Genomic DNA, 13,840 nt, shown 5'->3' with positions numbered 1-13,840 from the left:
GCTCAGACAGTGCGACAGAGCATGGCGGCGACGCGGCACAGGTCTACTGCCCGCCGCTTCGTGAGATCCGCCTGTCGCTGCTTCATGGAACCGATCGTAGGGACGAGTCGGCTGCCATGTCACCGGTGTGTCGTATGGTGAGACGCGATCATCCACTATGCGGGACAGTCGGCGCCCGGAACGTGCGTCCGTCCCGTCGCCGACGATCTGCGCGCCGGCCTCTCCTGCCCCTCGGACGCAGCCGTCTCACCATGCGGCCGCCGGCCCGTCCGGCGCCTTCGGTCCTGCCCCCTCGACCGGGTCTCAGCCGGTCAGCGCCACGTCCTTGCCGGTACCCGAGAACCGCAGCCCCTCGTCCGTGACCGCCACCTTGTCGAGGGTGATGCTCGACGGCAGCCCGTCGATCTTCAGGTCGTAGTCCACGGCCTCGCGGAGCTTGTCGTCGAAGCCCGGGAGGGGCAGCCGCGGCAGCTCCTGCGCCTTCAGCCGCACCGTGGTCCCGTCGCTCAGGCCGACCGTGCTGTACGTGCTGACCTGACGGTCGCCGAGCAGCGCCTTCAGGGTGTCGGGCACCGGGACGCCCGCGCCCTCCAGCAGCCCGGTCAGCGGACCGGTCACCTTGACCTGCCCCTTCGCGGCCCGCTCGGGACCGGCGTATCCGACGGCGGCGCCCCTGGGGGCCGCCTCCGTCAGGTCCGCGTACGAGATGCGGGCCGACCCGTCGGCCCGGCCGGCGGTGGCGGAGGAGAAGCTCCCGTCGACGCGCACCTGGCGCAATGCGGCCTTCACCTCGGTGACGTTGACCTCGCGCCCGCCCGCGGTGGCGGTGATGCCGGAGAGGCTCACGTCGACCTCGTCCAGCTCCCTGCCCAGCACCTGGGTGAGGAACGGGAAGCCGCCGATGGACACCTCGGGCGTCGTGGACAGCCCCTGACTGCTCTTGATCCTGTCCGCCGCCTCGGACTCGGCCAGGTTGACCGCCAGCCGGTCGGCGGCGACGAAGAGGCCGCCGAGGATCACGCCGACGATCAGCAGTATCCGCAGTGCACGCATTGCTCGGAGTCCCCCACCCTGTCCTGGCCCTGTCCTGTCGGCCCCCGGCCGCCCGCGGGCGTGAATCGGTCCGGACGACGCCGTCTGCTCAATGATCGACGTCCGGGGCCCGGCATTGGTTCCGTACCGGGTCTGCGTCGCGCACCACGGCCGCCGGGCCGGCGCGCGCTCAGACCAGTGCGCGGCCGAGCAGATACACCACGGGAGCCGCGGCCGTCAGCGGCAGCGCCACGCCCGCCGTCATGTGCACGAAGCGGGACGGGTAGTCGTAGCTCGCCACCCGCAGTCCGATCAGCGCACAGGCGCCGGCCGCGCACCCGAGCAGCACGCCCCCGGACCCCGCACCCGTCAGCCCGCCGGCGGCGATGCCCGCTCCGGCGGCCGCGAGCAGCGCGACCACGACGGAGACCACACCCGGCAGCGGCAGCGCACGGGCGACGACGGCCACGGCGACGCCGATCGCGCCGATCGTCACCGCGTCGGCGTCCGCCGCGAGGAGTCCCGTGGCGAGGATCGCCAGCGCGGCCGAGGCGACCGTCGCCATCAGCCCGGCCATGCGCTCGTCCGCGCTCGCGTGGCTGCGCAGCTGCAGCACGAGCGTGAGCAGCACCCACACGCCGAGCGTGCCGATGATCGCGGCCGGGGCGTTCCCCCGGCCCGCCGCGAGCAGCGCGGCGTCGGCGGCGAGGCCGCCCGCGAAGGCCAGGGCGATGCCCTGCCGCGCGGGCCACATCCCGTTCAGCCGGAACCAGCCCGCCGCGGTGACCGCCTGGAGCAGCACGAGGGGGACGAGCAGCGCGTACGTGCCGAGGGCGGCGCCGCCCGCGAGCAGCAGACCCAGCAGGGCGGTCAGTCCGGCGGGCTGCAGACCGGGCGCGATGATCGGCGAGCGGCCCTCGGCACGGGCCCTCTGGGCTTCCGTGAGCCGCGGCCGCGGAGCGTCCCCGGGCGCGCCGTGGCCCTCGCCGGCCGGGGCCGCAGGGGACTCGGGCGGCAGCGGAGCGGCCGCCTCGGCGGGCCGCGGCGGCAGGTAGGCGGCGCCGGCCGCGGCAGCAGGCTGCACGACCGGCTGGTACCGGGTGTCCCAGGTGTCGCCCTGCCAGGTCTGCGTGGCGCCCGAGTCCGGGTAGGGCTGCTGCCCGTACGCGTCCTGCTGCGCCGGGTACGGCTCCGGCTGCTGCTGCCGGTACGGCTCGTAGGAGCCGTACGGATACTGCTGATCGCTGCTCATGCTGTGCGGTTCACCCTCCTGCGAACGGCGGGAGCACCTCGACCGTGCCGCCCTCGGCAAGGCGTACGGTCTCATGGCTCCGGGTCCCGACGGGGTCACCGTCGACGAGGAACGAACACCGACGGAGTACCCGCGTCAGCTCGCCCGGGTGCCGTTCGCGCACCGCGTCGAGCGCCTCGGCGAGCGTCTTCGCGGCGTACGGCTCCTCCGCGACGCCGGCCGCCGCCTTGGCCGCGGCCCAATAGCGGATGGTTCCCGCTGCCATAACGGCACTCCTCTCCTTCGTGTCGCGCCGCCCTCCATCATGGGTCATGCGGCGACCAGCCAGTCCGCGAGGCGGACGAGCAGCGCCTCGTCCGCGGCGTTCTCGGCGTGGCCCATGCCCGATTCCAGCCACAGCTCGGCCGAGCCTGCGGCGGCCGCGGCCAGCATGCGCGGATGGTCGAGCGGGAAGTAGGGATCGCTGTCGCCGTGGACGATCAGCAGCGGGGTCGGCGCGATCAGCGGCACGGACTCGACCGGCGAGAGGGGAACCGGGTCCCAGTCCCGGTGGTGGATACGGGTGCGGAAGCCGTAGCGGCCCACCAGCCGGCCGACCGGGCGCGTGACGACCCAGTGGAGTCGGCGCATCGGGGCCGTACCCCGGTAGTACCAGCGCGCGGGGGCGCTCACGGCGGCCACCGCATCCGCCCGTGCCTCCGTGCGCCCCTCGCGCTTCTGCACGGCCGCGTGGCGCAGGACGACGGAGCCGCCCATGGAGAACCCGACCGTCACCACCCTGGCGTAGCCGAGCGAGCGGGCCCACTCCACCGCGGCGGCCAGATCGAGCACCTCGCGGTCGCCCACGGTGGAGCGTCCTCCGGAGCGGCCGTGCCCCCGGAAAGAGAACGTCACCACACCCGCCCGCCGCGCGAAGACGCCGGCCGCGCGCCGCAGCGCGGGCCGGTCCACGGAGCCCGTGAAACCGTGGGCGACGACGATCGCCGTCGCGGCCGGACCGGCCGAGCACGGCTCGTGAAACGCCTCGATCCGAACGCCGTCGAGAGCCCGCAACATTGCGCGCCGGGGGCCGGGGTAGATCGAGGACACGTCCACAGTGTGAAATCGGCCCTCTTCCGCGCAACTCATGTGGGCTATTCTGCTGGGCAGAGGATCCGGGCAATGCCGCCCCCGGGTCCTTTTGTGTTTTCCGGCCGTTTGTTACAGCCAGGTGAACACAAGCTCACAAAGGCTCTCGGGCGCGAGAGAGCCGCCGTACGAAGCAGTGCCGCAGGCGTCCTCGCAGGGACCGAGGAGGAACCGACGTCATGGACGAGCGAACCGAGCACCGATCCGAACACCGATCCGAAGACATGCACCGCACGACGATCCGGACGGGTGGAATCCGATGAGCTCTCTGCTGCTCCTGACCAATGCCCTCCAGCCGTCGACGGAGGTTCTCCCCGCCCTCGGACTGCTGCTGCACAACGTACGGGTGGCCCCCGCCGAGGGCCCGGCCCTCGTCGACACCCCCGGCGCCGACGTCATCCTCGTCGACGGCCGCCGCGATCTGCCGCAGGTGCGGTCGCTGTGCCAGCTGCTGCGTTCCACCGGGCCGGGCTGCCCGCTCGTCCTGGTCGTCACCGAGGGCGGCCTCGCCGCCGTCACCGCCGACTGGGGCATCGACGACGTCCTGCTCGACACCGCCGGACCGGCCGAGGTCGAGGCGCGGCTGCGGCTCGCCATGGGCCGCCAGCAGATCACCGCCGACGACTCCCCCATGGAGATCCGCAACGGCGACCTGTCGGTGGACGAGGCGACCTACAGCGCGAAGCTGAAGGGCAGGGTCCTGGACCTGACCTTCAAGGAGTTCGAGCTGCTGAAGTACCTCGCCCAGCACCCCGGCCGGGTCTTCACCCGCGCCCAGCTGCTCCAGGAGGTCTGGGGCTACGACTACTTCGGCGGTACGCGCACGGTCGACGTCCACGTACGGCGGCTGCGCGCCAAGCTCGGCCCCGAGCACGAGTCCCTCATCGGAACCGTACGCAACGTGGGCTACCGCTTCGTCGCCCCGGAGAAGGTCGAACGGGCGGCGGAGGAGGCCAAGGCGAAGACGTCGGCGGCCGTCACCCACTCGGACGAACCTCCTGTGATCGAGGAAGCGGCCGTACGCCCTGCCCAGAGGTAGGTCACCCCGCGTAGACTTCGCGCCGTGGCCAAGGTGACGCGGGACGACGTTGCGCGACTGGCGGGTACTTCGACCGCCGTCGTCAGCTACGTCATCAACAACGGACCCCGGCCGGTCGCCCCGGCCACGCGCGAGCGGGTTCTCGCAGCGATCAAGGAGCTGGGGTACCGGCCCGACCGGGTCGCGCAGGCGATGGCCTCGCGACGGACGGATCTCATAGGCATGATCGTGCCGGACGCCCGGCAGCCGTTCTTCGCCGAAATGGCGCACGCGGTCGAACAGGCCGCCGCCGAGCGCGGGAAAATGGTGCTCGTCGGCAATTCGGACTACCGCGACGAGCGCGAGGTCCACTATCTGCGGGCGTTCCTCGGTATGCGCGTCTCGGGACTGATCCTGGTCAGCCAGGGCATGAGCGAGCGGGCCGCGGCCGAGATCGAGGCGTGGGACGCACGGGTCGTGCTGCTGCACGAGCGGCCCGAGGCGATCGACGACGTCGCGGTCGTCACGGACGACATCGGCGGCGCGCAGCTCGCGACCCGGCACCTGCTGGAGCACGGCCACGAGTACGTCGCCTGTCTCGGCGGCGTCCCGAACACCCCGGCGGTCGGCGACCCGGTCGCCGACCACGTCGAGGGCTGGCGCCGGGCGATGAAGGAGTCCGGGCGCTCGATCGACGGCCGGCTCTTCGAGGCGCCGTACAACCGCTACGACGCGTACCAGATCGCGCTGAAGATCCTCTCCGGCCCCGACCGGCCCCCGGCGATCTTCTGCTCGACGGACGACCAGGCCTTCGGCGTGCTGCGGGCGGCGCGGGAGCTGCGGATAGACGTTCCGGGCGAGCTGGCGGTGGCGGGCTTCGACGACGTGAAGGAAGCGGCGCTCACGGATCCGCCGCTGACGACGATCTCCTCGGACCGGCCCGCGATGGCCCGTGCGGCGGTGGACCTGGTCCTGGACGACGGCCTGCGGGTGGGGGGCTCGCGCCGCGAGCGGGTGAAGCTCTTCCCGTCGGGCCTGGTGATCCGCCGCTCCTGCGGCTGCAACGCCTGACGCGGCGGCGCGCGCCGCTCGACGTGACCGCGCGCCACGCCGGGCGTGACCGCACCCGCGAGCGCGATGCGCCTGCCGGGGCGCCGCCCCGGACCCGCGCCTCGATCTCCCCCTACGGCTTGGCGGCCGTGGGTGGCGCCCCAACGCGGCTGGTGTTGCGACGCTGTCCCAGCGAGCGCTACGCCAACGCCCGCTGGGCCGAAGGTGTCGCCGTGTCCCACGGCGCAGGGCCAGGAGCGGCGCGGAGCTGCCGCCCGTCAGGGCTGCCACCTGCCCGGCTTCCGGGGCGGAGCCCCGAGCAAAGAGTCGCGTCCTTCATATCGGGCATACACGCTTCTGTCGGGCTTCTCAGCGGTCCCTCAGACTTCTCTCATCTCCAGCCACGACAGTCGTTTCCATGAGCGACCACCACCGCCGAAGCGGCGACGAGGGAACCCACCACACTCACCATCTCGGCGCCTACCCGCCGCCCCCGCCCCTGCCCCCGCTCCCGCCCGGCGCGGCGGCGCATCGGGTGGACCGGGCCAAGCGGCCCGTCGCGCTCGTCGCCGCCGTCGCCATCGCCATCGCCGCGGCGGTGATCGGCGGCGCCGCCTCCGCCCTCGTCGACCGGTTCGCCGACGGCGACGGCGGCACCATCGGCGGCTCCGTCGCCTCCGGCACCAACGTCTCGCAGAGCAGCAAGGGCACCGTCGCCGGCGTCGCCCAGGCCGTCTCGCCCAGCATCGTCGAGATCAACGCCACCTCCGCCGCCGGGCAGTCCACCGGCTCCGGCGTGATCATCACCTCCGGCGGCGAGATCGTCACCAACAACCACGTCGTCTCCGGCGCCGAGACGATCAAGGTGCGCCTCAGCGACGGCAGGACGTACACCGCCGACATCGTCGGCACCGACCCCGACAAGGACCTCGCCCTCATCGAGCTGAACGGCGCCAAGGGCCTGAAGGCCGCCGCCCTCGGGGACTCCGGCAGCGTGAAGGTCGGCGACGAGGTCGTCGCGATCGGCTCCCCCGAGGGCCTGACCGGCACCGTCACCAGCGGCATCGTCTCCGCCCTTGACCGTGACGTGACGGTTGCCAAGGAGGAGGACTCGGGCGGGCAGGGCCCCCGCGAGAACTGGCCCTTCGAATTCGGCGGGCAGCAGTTCAACGGCGACACGGGCGACTCCAGGACCACCTACAAGGCGATCCAGACCGACGCCTCGCTCAACCCCGGCAACTCCGGAGGCGCGCTCATCGACATGAACGGCGAGATCATCGGCATCAACTCGGCCATGTACTCGCCCAGTTCCGCCACCGGCTCCACCGCGGGCAGCGTCGGGCTCGGCTTCGCGATCCCCATCGACACGGTCAAGGCCGACCTGGACGGTCTGCGCTCCGGCGGGGACAACTGATCGCGTGCGAGGCTGGGTCCATGACTGAAGGCGACCGCATCCTCATCGTCGACGACGAGCCCGCCGTGCGCGAGGCGCTGCGGCGCTCCCTCGCCTTCGAGGGGTACGGCACCGAGGTCGCCGTCGACGGCGTCGACGCGCTCGCCAAGGCGGAGGCGTACGCCCCCGATCTCGTCGTCCTCGACATCCAGATGCCCCGGATGGACGGCCTGACCGCGGCCCGCCGGCTGCGGTCCGCCGGGTCCCGGGTGCCGATCCTGATGCTGACGGCCCGCGACACGGTCGGCGACCGCGTCACCGGGCTGGACGCGGGCGCCGACGACTACCTGGTCAAGCCGTTCGAGCTGGACGAGCTGTTCGCCCGTATCCGCGCCCTGCTGCGGCGCAGCGCGTACGCCGCCGCCGCCGAGGCCGCGGGGGACGAGGACGTGCTGTCGTTCGCCGATCTGCGCATGGACCTGGCGACCCGGGAGGTCACCCGCGGCACCCGCCACGTCGAGCTGACCCGTACCGAGTTCACCCTGCTCGAACTGTTCCTGGCCCATCCGCGCCAGGTCCTCACCCGCGAGCAGATCCTGAAGTCCGTGTGGGGCTTCGACTTCGAGCCCAGTTCCAACTCGCTGGACGTGTACGTGATGTATCTGCGGCGCAAGACGGAGGCGGCCGGTGAGCCGCGGCTCGTGCACACCGTGCGCGGCGTGGGCTACGTGCTGCGATCGGGCGGCCCGGAGTGATCGCACGCTTCCGTGCCCTGCCGCTGCGTTCCCGGCTCGCGCTGCTGGTGGCGACGGCGGTCGCGGCGGCGGTCGCTGTCGTCTCCACCGTGTGCTGGTTCCTCGTGCGCGGCAAGCTGTACGACGAGGTGGACGGCAAGCTGCACTCGGCGAACGAGAACACGCCGCTGCGGGCCATCGACATCGCCACCACGCTGGGCAGCTGTGCCCGGGAGACCAGCGACCCGGCCGATTTCCAGGGGCCGAGGTCCGACTACTACTTCCAGCTCGCGCGCGCCGACGACGACCGGCCGTGCGTCTTCGCCAGGAACTACGCCGGCACGGTCCGCGTCACCGCGGCCGACCGGGACGTGGCGCGGGCCGGGGACCCGGCGATCGAGGCGTACCGCAACGGCACGGACACGGAAGGCCGGTCGGTGCGGGTGCTGACCGTCGCGGCCGTCGCGGCCCCGCCGGGCGGCGGGGTGGTCCGGGACACGGCCGTCATGTACGCGTTCCCGCTCGCGGAGACCGAGAACACGCTGCGCGAACTGGCCCTGCTGCTGCTCGTCGTCTCCGGCATCGGGGTGTTCGGCGCGGGCGCGGCCGGGCTGTGGGTCGCGCGCGCCGGGCTCTCGCCCGTGGACCGGCTGACCGGCGCCGTCGAGCACGTGGCCCGCACCGAGGACCTGAGCGTGCGCATCCCGGTCGACGGGAACGACGAGATCGCCCGGCTGTCGCGCTCGTTCAACGCGATGACCGCCGCGCTCGCCTCGTCGCGCGACCTCCAGCAGCAGCTCATCGCCGACGCGGGCCACGAGCTGCGCACGCCGCTGACCTCGCTGCGGACGAACATCGAACTGCTCGCCCGCAGTGAGGACACCGGACGCGCGATCCCGCCGGACGACCGCCGGGCCCTGCTCGCTTCGGTCAAGGCGCAGATGACGGAACTGGCGTCGCTGATCGGCGACCTGCAGGAGCTGTCCCGTCCGGACAGCGCGGCCCACGGCCGCCAGGTGCAGGTCGTGGCGCTGCACGAGATCGCCGACGGCGCGCTGGAGCGGGCCCGGCTGCGCGGACCGGAGCTGAGCTTCGAGGCCGACGTCCGGCCCTGGTACGTACGCGGCGACCAGGCCGCCCTGGAACGGGCGCTGGTCAACGTCCTGGACAACGCGGTGAAGTTCTCGCCGCCCGGCGGCGCGATCGAGGTGCGCCTGCGGGACGGCGAACTGACCGTCCGGGACCACGGGCCCGGCATCTCGGGGGAGGAACTGCCGCACGTCTTCGAGCGGTTCTGGCGCTCGCCGTCGGCGCGGTCGCTGCCGGGCTCGGGTCTCGGGCTGTCGATCGTGGCCCGCACCGTCCAGCAGGCGGGCGGCGAGGTGGCGCTCGCCGCGGCGGAGGGCGGCGGAACGCGCGCGGTGATCCGCCTGCCGGGCGCCGCGACGCCGCCGCCGTCCACCGTTCAGTAGGGCGACGGCCGTAGCGGCGGTCCCGCTGCCCCGTCAGCCGTTGTGGCGGATGAGGGAGTCGACCAGTCCCGCGCGGGTGTTGGGGAAGTCCATGGGGACGATTCCGAGCCCGCGCCAGCCGCTCGCCACCGAGCCGTCGAGGAAGGCGTGGACGCGCGGGTTGAGGTTGTCGGAGTTCCAGCGCGGCGGCAGGTACGCCGCCGTGCTGACGTAGTTGACGAACAGCTTCCCCGGCTGCTCCACGGCCTTGCGGAAGTGCGCCTCGATCTTGGGATACTTGGCGTTCGGCGCCGCGTTCCAGTCGTCCTGGATGTCGAAGAGCGCGCCGTCCGCGTACCGCACCCCGGGCAGGCCGCCGTTGTCGCCGAGAAGGACGACCCTGCCGCGCGCCTGGCCGAGCGCGGGGATGCCGTCGCCGATGCGGAACAGCGACCGCCAGCCCCGGCGGTCGAGGTAGTCGTCGAAGACCGCGCGGAAGGTCGCGTCGCTCTCCTCGGAGTACTCCTGTTTGACCCGCATCAGCACCGTCTCGGACGGGTGCGCGGCGAGGAAGTCGCGGCAGGCGATGAGGACGTCGCCGAACATCAGGTTCTGGTAGTACGGCCCGTGATGGATGGCGAACGAGCCGCCGGTCACCCGGCACCGTACGTCGAGGAAGCGGATGCCGCTGTTCAGTTGCTCCGCGACAGTCGTGTTCTGACACTCCGTCCACAGCCCGCCGAAACGGGCGCCGGAGTCGTGGGTGCCGGGAATCGTCAGGCGCTGGAGGGGAGTCGAGTCGGCGGCACCGGCCATCCAGTCCTGCGCGGACAGGGTGCGGCGCGGTGCGGCGGCGGCGTGGGGGGCGCCGATGAGGGCGGCGGCGGAGAAGGCCGCCGCGCCCACGAGAAATCTCCGTCGGTCCATGGCGGGGAGTATGACGCGAACACGACAATGCGCGCCAGGGTCCGGACGTCTCGCTCCTCCCAAAGGTCTGGACCGGCCGGAAAGTGTCCGCGGAAACGCCGATGGGGCGGCGGGCCCCCCGGACCGCCGCCCCACCGTCCTGTACCGACCGCTTACCGGATGACCGTGATGCGGTCCGCCGCCGGCGGCGCGATCGGCGCGGACGCCGAGGAGTTGGCCGCCAGGTAGGCGTTGAAGACGTCCAGGTCGGAGGCGCCCACCAGCTTGTTGGTGTGCTCCTTGAGGACCGTGAAACCGTCACCGCCGCCCGCGAGGAACTCGTTCATCGCGACCCGGTACGTCTTCGCCGGGTCGATCGCCTCGCCGTTGAGCTTCACCGAGCTCACGACGACCCGGTCGGCGCCGGTCTTCGTCAGGTCCAGGGTGTAGGTGAAGCCCTTCGAGACCTGGAGGATCTTCGGTGACGCCTCGTTGGGGCCGCTGACCTGCTGCTGGAGCGCGGTGATCAGCTGCGCGCCGGTCAGGTCCACGACATTCATCATGTTGGTGAACGGCTGGACCGTGAAGGCCTCGCCGTACGTCACCACACCGTCGCCCTCGCTGCCCGACGCCTTGTAGACCAGGTCGGAGCGGATACCGCCCGGGTTCATCAGCGCCAGCTGGGCGCCGCCCTTGTCGGCCGGGGCGAGGCCCGCGAGCTGCGCGTCCGCGATCAGGTCGCCGAGCGGCTTCTCCGGGGTGGTGGCGCCGCGGCCGTTGATGTCGGCGGAGATGAAGCCCTGGGGGCGGTTCGCGATCGGGGCGGCCAGCTTGTTCCAGCGCGTGATCAGGTCCGTCATGTCCTGGGCCTTGGCCTGGTCACGGCTGACGACGTGGTTCGCCGACTTCACCGACGTGCGGACGATGTCGCCGGTCCGCCGGTCGTAGGTGAGCGTGGTGTCCGTGTAGAGCTTGCCGTACGAGGACGCCGAGGTGACCATGCGCGGCTTGCCGGCCGGGTCCGGGACCGTGCACACGTACGCCTGGTGGGTGTGGCCGGTGACCAGGGCGTCGACCTTGGGCGTGATGCCCTTGGCGATGTCGACGATCGGGCCCGAGATGCCGTCGCCCGCGCCCGGCGAGTCGCAGTCGTAGTTGTACGAGGTGGAGGCGGGCGAGCCGCCCTCGTGGATGAGCGCGACGATCGACTTCACGCCCTTGCGGTCCAGCTCGCGGGCGTACTTGTTGACGGTCTCGATCTCGTCGTGGAACTTCAGGCCCTTGATGCCGTTGGCACTGACGATGTCCGGCGTGCCCTCCAGGGTCACCCCGATGAAGCCGATCTTGACGCCGTCCTTCTTCCAGACCGTGTACGGCTTGAGGATCGGCTTGCCGGTCGACTCCCTGGTGACGTTCGCCGCGAGGTAGGGGAAGTCCGCGCCCTCGAACTCCCTGCCCTCCTCGAAGCAGCCGTCGGTCGGGTGGCAGCCGCCGTTCTGCAGGCGGGCCAGCTCGACGGCGCCCTCGTCGAACTCGTGGTTGCCCACGCCCGTCACGTCGAGGTCCAGCTTGTTGAGCGCCTCGACGGTCGGCTCGTCGTGGAAGAGACCCGACAGCAGCGGGCTCGCGCCCACCAGGTCGCCCGCGGCGGCGGTGACGGAGTACGGGTGGCCCTGGCGCGCGGTGCGCAGCGAGGTCGCGAGGTACTCGACACCACCGGCCGGGATCGTCTTGACCGTGCCGTCGGCCTGCTTCTCGGAGACGGTGCCGGCCGAGCCGGCCGGCGGCTCCAGGTTGCCGTGCAGGTCGTTGAAGGAGAGCAGCTGCACATCGACGGTCCGCGGGTGGTGGTCACCGGAGCCCTGCCGGTCGGCGCCGGTGGCGCCGGCCGGCAGCGCGGCCGCGAGCGCGCCGACCGTGGCCAGGCCGGCGGCGGCGACGAGCACGCGCCGGGTCCGCCTGTCCGCGCGGTGGTGGGGTGGTGTCGCTGACATCTGTCTCCTTGTCAGGTCAAACGGGGAGAGAGGGGCGAGCGGCAGCCTAGGGTCAACGCGCGTAGCGCGACAGGGGGATACGGGTTACGACCTGGTTGCCATCACTCAGGAACGGGACGTACCGGTCGAATTGACCGCCTGGCCCGCCATGCCCCTCCAACGCGGGGTGCATCGGCGGGCGGGGCGGGCCACGGGCGGTGCTGTCGCGGGCGAGCCCGGCGCGGGGCGGGCTCCCCTCAGGCCGGGCGCGTCGCGGGTGGGACGCGGCGCGGGTAGCCGCACGTGGGTACGGCGCGTCCCGGCTCGGGGTGAGGCGGTAGGCGCATCGCGGGCGCCCGCCTCGGCGGGCCGCGTCACTCCGACGGCGTAGCCGCCGTCTGCGGCACCCCCGCCCGGGTGCATGACTCGGCCACGCGGCCGGAGGCCGCCCCCGTCGGGTGACACATCCCGTGGCGGACGCTGCCCGCGGTGCCACCCACCGCCGTACCCTCGACACATGACGATCGACGCAGTGATTCCGGAGCCCGGCCGGCAGATCCAGTCCCTGGAAGAACTCACCGCCGAGCAGGCCGAGGCCGTGTCCGAACTGCTCGCCGAGGCCGCCCGGTCCGACGGGATGCAGGCCGTGTCCGAGCAGGGCCGGCTGCAGCTGCGCGGCGGCCGGCGGGAAGGCGTACAGCACTTCCTGGTCTCCGTCGAGGGACAGCTCGTCGGCTACGCGCAGCTGGAGGACACCGACCCCGTCGAGGCCCCGGCCGCCGAGCTCGTCGTCCACCCGAGCCACCGCGGACGCGGGCACGGACGGGCCCTGGGGACGACGCTCCTCGACGCCTCGGGCAAGCGGCTGCGGATGTGGGCGCACGGCGGGAAGTCCGCGGCCCGGCACATGGCGCAGGTCCTCGGCCTGACGCTCTTCCGCGAACTGCGCCAGTTGCGCCGCCCGTTGAGCCCCCAGAGCATCCCCGAGCCGACCTACCCGCCGGGTGTCACCGTACGGACCTTCGTGCCGGGGCAGGACGACGCCGAATGGCTCGCGGTGAACGCCGCGGCGTTCGCCCACCACCCCGAGCAGGGCTCGCTGACGCAGCGGGACCTGGACGACCGCAAGGCCGAGCCGTGGTTCGACCCCAAGGGCTTCTTCCTGGCCGAGCGGGAGGGCCGGATCGTCGGCTTCCACTGGACGAAGGTGCACGCGGAGGAACAGCTCGGCGAGGTCTACGTCGTCGGCATCAGCCCCGACGCCCAGGGCGGCGGCCTCGGACGGGCCCTCACGGCGACCGGCCTGCGCCACCTCGCGGCCCAGGGCCTGCCGACGGCGATGCTCTACGTGGACGCGGACAACCTGGCGGCGCTGCGGGTGTACGAACAACTCGGCTTCGTGACCCACGAGGTGGATCTCATGTACCGCACGGAGACCTGATCCGGTCCGCCCACCGGCGGAGGGGGCGGCGTCATTGACACCGCCCCTCTCTTACACCACCCTTTCACTACTCAATTAGTGAAAGGGTGGTGCAGTGACGTGGTCGAGTTCCGCATCGACCGGCGCAGTGGCGTCGCCACCTATCTCCAGATCGTCCAGCAGACCAAACAGGCCCTGCGCCTCGGACTGCTGCGGCCCGGGGACCGCCTTCCCACGGCCCGCGAGGTCGTCGAGGCCACGGCGATCAATCCGAACACCGTGCTCAAGGCCTACCGCGAACTCGAACGCGAGGGACTCGTCGAGCCCCGCCGCGGCCTCGGCACCTTCGTGACCCGGACTCTCGGCGGCCAGGCGGCCGGCACACCGCTGCGCGCGGAGCTCGCCGACTGGGTCGCGGGGGGGCGCGCGGCGGGGCGGGGGGCGGGGGACATCACCCCCCACCACCCCACCCCCCCGGAGGAC

At 72.4% G+C, this 13,840-nt stretch carries 14 protein-coding genes; 7 read left to right on the top strand and 7 right to left on the bottom strand.

Annotation, left to right across the window (positions count from 1 at the left end; all coding sequences use genetic code 11):
* Window positions 1-2: 2 nt before the first annotated feature.
* The 5 genes from ACWD0A_RS08750 to ACWD0A_RS08730 all read right to left on the bottom strand — a co-directional run bounded on the left by ACWD0A_RS08750 (window position 3) and on the right by ACWD0A_RS08730 (window position 3,412).
* Window positions 3-86 (bottom strand): putative leader peptide, encoded by an 84-nt coding sequence (locus ACWD0A_RS08750; protein ID WP_355648638.1) that lies wholly within the window; start codon window positions 84-86, stop codon window positions 3-5.
* 217 nt (window positions 87-303) lie between these two features.
* Window positions 304-1,053 (bottom strand): LmeA family phospholipid-binding protein, encoded by a 750-nt coding sequence (locus ACWD0A_RS08745; RefSeq protein ID WP_451295989.1) that lies wholly within the window; start codon window positions 1,051-1,053, stop codon window positions 304-306.
* A gap of 169 nt (window positions 1,054-1,222) precedes the next feature.
* Window positions 1,223-2,284: a hypothetical protein gene (locus tag ACWD0A_RS08740; RefSeq protein WP_451295987.1), complete on the bottom strand. Its 1,062-nt coding sequence runs from the start codon at window positions 2,282-2,284 to the stop codon at window positions 1,223-1,225.
* Between the two features lie 10 nt (window positions 2,285-2,294).
* Window positions 2,295-2,549 carry a MoaD/ThiS family protein gene (locus ACWD0A_RS08735; RefSeq protein WP_177150230.1) on the bottom strand — a complete coding sequence of 85 codons (255 nt, stop codon included), beginning with the start codon at window positions 2,547-2,549 and terminating at the stop codon, window positions 2,295-2,297.
* 44 nt (window positions 2,550-2,593) lie between these two features.
* Window positions 2,594-3,412 (bottom strand): alpha/beta hydrolase, encoded by an 819-nt coding sequence (locus tag ACWD0A_RS08730; protein WP_451295985.1) that lies wholly within the window; start codon window positions 3,410-3,412, stop codon window positions 2,594-2,596.
* Window positions 3,413-3,671: 259 nt separating this feature from the next.
* Between ACWD0A_RS08730 and ACWD0A_RS08725 the strand changes: the two genes are divergently transcribed.
* The 5 genes from ACWD0A_RS08725 to ACWD0A_RS08705 all read left to right on the top strand — a co-directional run bounded on the left by ACWD0A_RS08725 (window position 3,672) and on the right by ACWD0A_RS08705 (window position 9,079).
* A complete protein-coding gene (locus ACWD0A_RS08725) occupies window positions 3,672-4,451 on the top strand; it encodes a winged helix-turn-helix transcriptional regulator (protein WP_177150228.1) in 780 nt (259 codons plus the stop codon).
* A gap of 24 nt (window positions 4,452-4,475) precedes the next feature.
* Entirely contained in the window at window positions 4,476-5,501 is a 1,026-nt protein-coding gene (locus tag ACWD0A_RS08720; protein WP_307714752.1) for a LacI family DNA-binding transcriptional regulator, read from the top strand.
* Between the two features lie 397 nt (window positions 5,502-5,898).
* Window positions 5,899-6,894, top strand: a complete 996-nt coding sequence (locus ACWD0A_RS08715) for a S1C family serine protease (protein WP_451295982.1) — start codon at window positions 5,899-5,901, stop codon at window positions 6,892-6,894.
* 20 nt (window positions 6,895-6,914) lie between these two features.
* Complete coding sequence (locus ACWD0A_RS08710; RefSeq protein WP_451295980.1) at window positions 6,915-7,628, top strand: response regulator transcription factor; 714 nt, start codon at window positions 6,915-6,917, stop codon at window positions 7,626-7,628.
* The gene (locus tag ACWD0A_RS08705) at window positions 7,625-9,079 is read left to right on the top strand and encodes a sensor histidine kinase (protein ID WP_451295978.1); all 1,455 of its coding nucleotides are present in this window, start codon (window positions 7,625-7,627) and stop codon (window positions 9,077-9,079) included. The genes ACWD0A_RS08710 and ACWD0A_RS08705 overlap by 4 nt, the downstream gene beginning before the upstream one ends.
* Window positions 9,080-9,112: 33 nt before the next feature.
* Here the strand turns inward: ACWD0A_RS08705 and ACWD0A_RS08700 are convergent, their stop codons facing one another.
* Window positions 9,113-9,985 (bottom strand): phosphatidylinositol-specific phospholipase C, encoded by an 873-nt coding sequence (locus ACWD0A_RS08700; protein ID WP_451295976.1) that lies wholly within the window; start codon window positions 9,983-9,985, stop codon window positions 9,113-9,115.
* 152 nt (window positions 9,986-10,137) lie between these two features.
* Window positions 10,138-11,958, bottom strand: a complete 1,821-nt coding sequence (locus ACWD0A_RS08695; RefSeq protein WP_451295974.1) for a bifunctional metallophosphatase/5'-nucleotidase — start codon at window positions 11,956-11,958, stop codon at window positions 10,138-10,140.
* A gap of 496 nt (window positions 11,959-12,454) precedes the next feature.
* Between ACWD0A_RS08695 and mshD the strand changes: the two genes are divergently transcribed.
* Both mshD and ACWD0A_RS08685 read left to right on the top strand, forming a co-directional pair.
* A complete protein-coding gene (gene mshD / locus ACWD0A_RS08690; protein WP_451295972.1) occupies window positions 12,455-13,378 on the top strand; it encodes a mycothiol synthase in 924 nt (307 codons plus the stop codon).
* Between the two features lie 99 nt (window positions 13,379-13,477).
* Window positions 13,478-13,840: GntR family transcriptional regulator (locus ACWD0A_RS08685; RefSeq protein WP_451295970.1), on the top strand; the 363-nt coding region annotated here is incomplete at its 3' end.

Source organism: Streptomyces sp. NPDC002867 (genome assembly GCF_053591895.1).
This window is presented reverse-complemented; position numbering and strand designations above follow the sequence as displayed.

Bases quoted from the DNA above. Each gene is read 5' to 3' on its own strand.
- ACWD0A_RS08750 (WP_355648638.1), bottom strand. From the start codon at position 86: ATGAAGCAGCGACAGGCGGATCTCACGAAGCGGCGGGCAGTAGACCTG.
- ACWD0A_RS08745 (WP_451295989.1), bottom strand. From the start codon at position 1,053: ATGCGTGCACTGCGGATACTGCTGATCGTCGGCGTGATCCTCGGCGGC.
- ACWD0A_RS08740 (WP_451295987.1), bottom strand. From the start codon at position 2,284: ATGAGCAGCGATCAGCAGTATCCGTACGGCTCCTACGAGCCGTACCGG.
- ACWD0A_RS08735 (WP_177150230.1), bottom strand. From the start codon at position 2,549: ATGGCAGCGGGAACCATCCGCTATTGGGCCGCGGCCAAGGCGGCGGCC.
- ACWD0A_RS08730 (WP_451295985.1), bottom strand. From the start codon at position 3,412: ATGAGTTGCGCGGAAGAGGGCCGATTTCACACTGTGGACGTGTCCTCG.
- ACWD0A_RS08725 (WP_177150228.1), top strand. From the start codon at position 3,672: ATGAGCTCTCTGCTGCTCCTGACCAATGCCCTCCAGCCGTCGACGGAG.
- ACWD0A_RS08715 (WP_451295982.1), top strand. From the start codon at position 5,899: ATGAGCGACCACCACCGCCGAAGCGGCGACGAGGGAACCCACCACACT.
- ACWD0A_RS08710 (WP_451295980.1), top strand. From the start codon at position 6,915: ATGACTGAAGGCGACCGCATCCTCATCGTCGACGACGAGCCCGCCGTG.
- ACWD0A_RS08700 (WP_451295976.1), bottom strand. From the start codon at position 9,985: ATGGACCGACGGAGATTTCTCGTGGGCGCGGCGGCCTTCTCCGCCGCC.
- ACWD0A_RS08695 (WP_451295974.1), bottom strand. From the start codon at position 11,958: ATGTCAGCGACACCACCCCACCACCGCGCGGACAGGCGGACCCGGCGC.
- mshD (WP_451295972.1), top strand. From the start codon at position 12,455: ATGACGATCGACGCAGTGATTCCGGAGCCCGGCCGGCAGATCCAGTCC.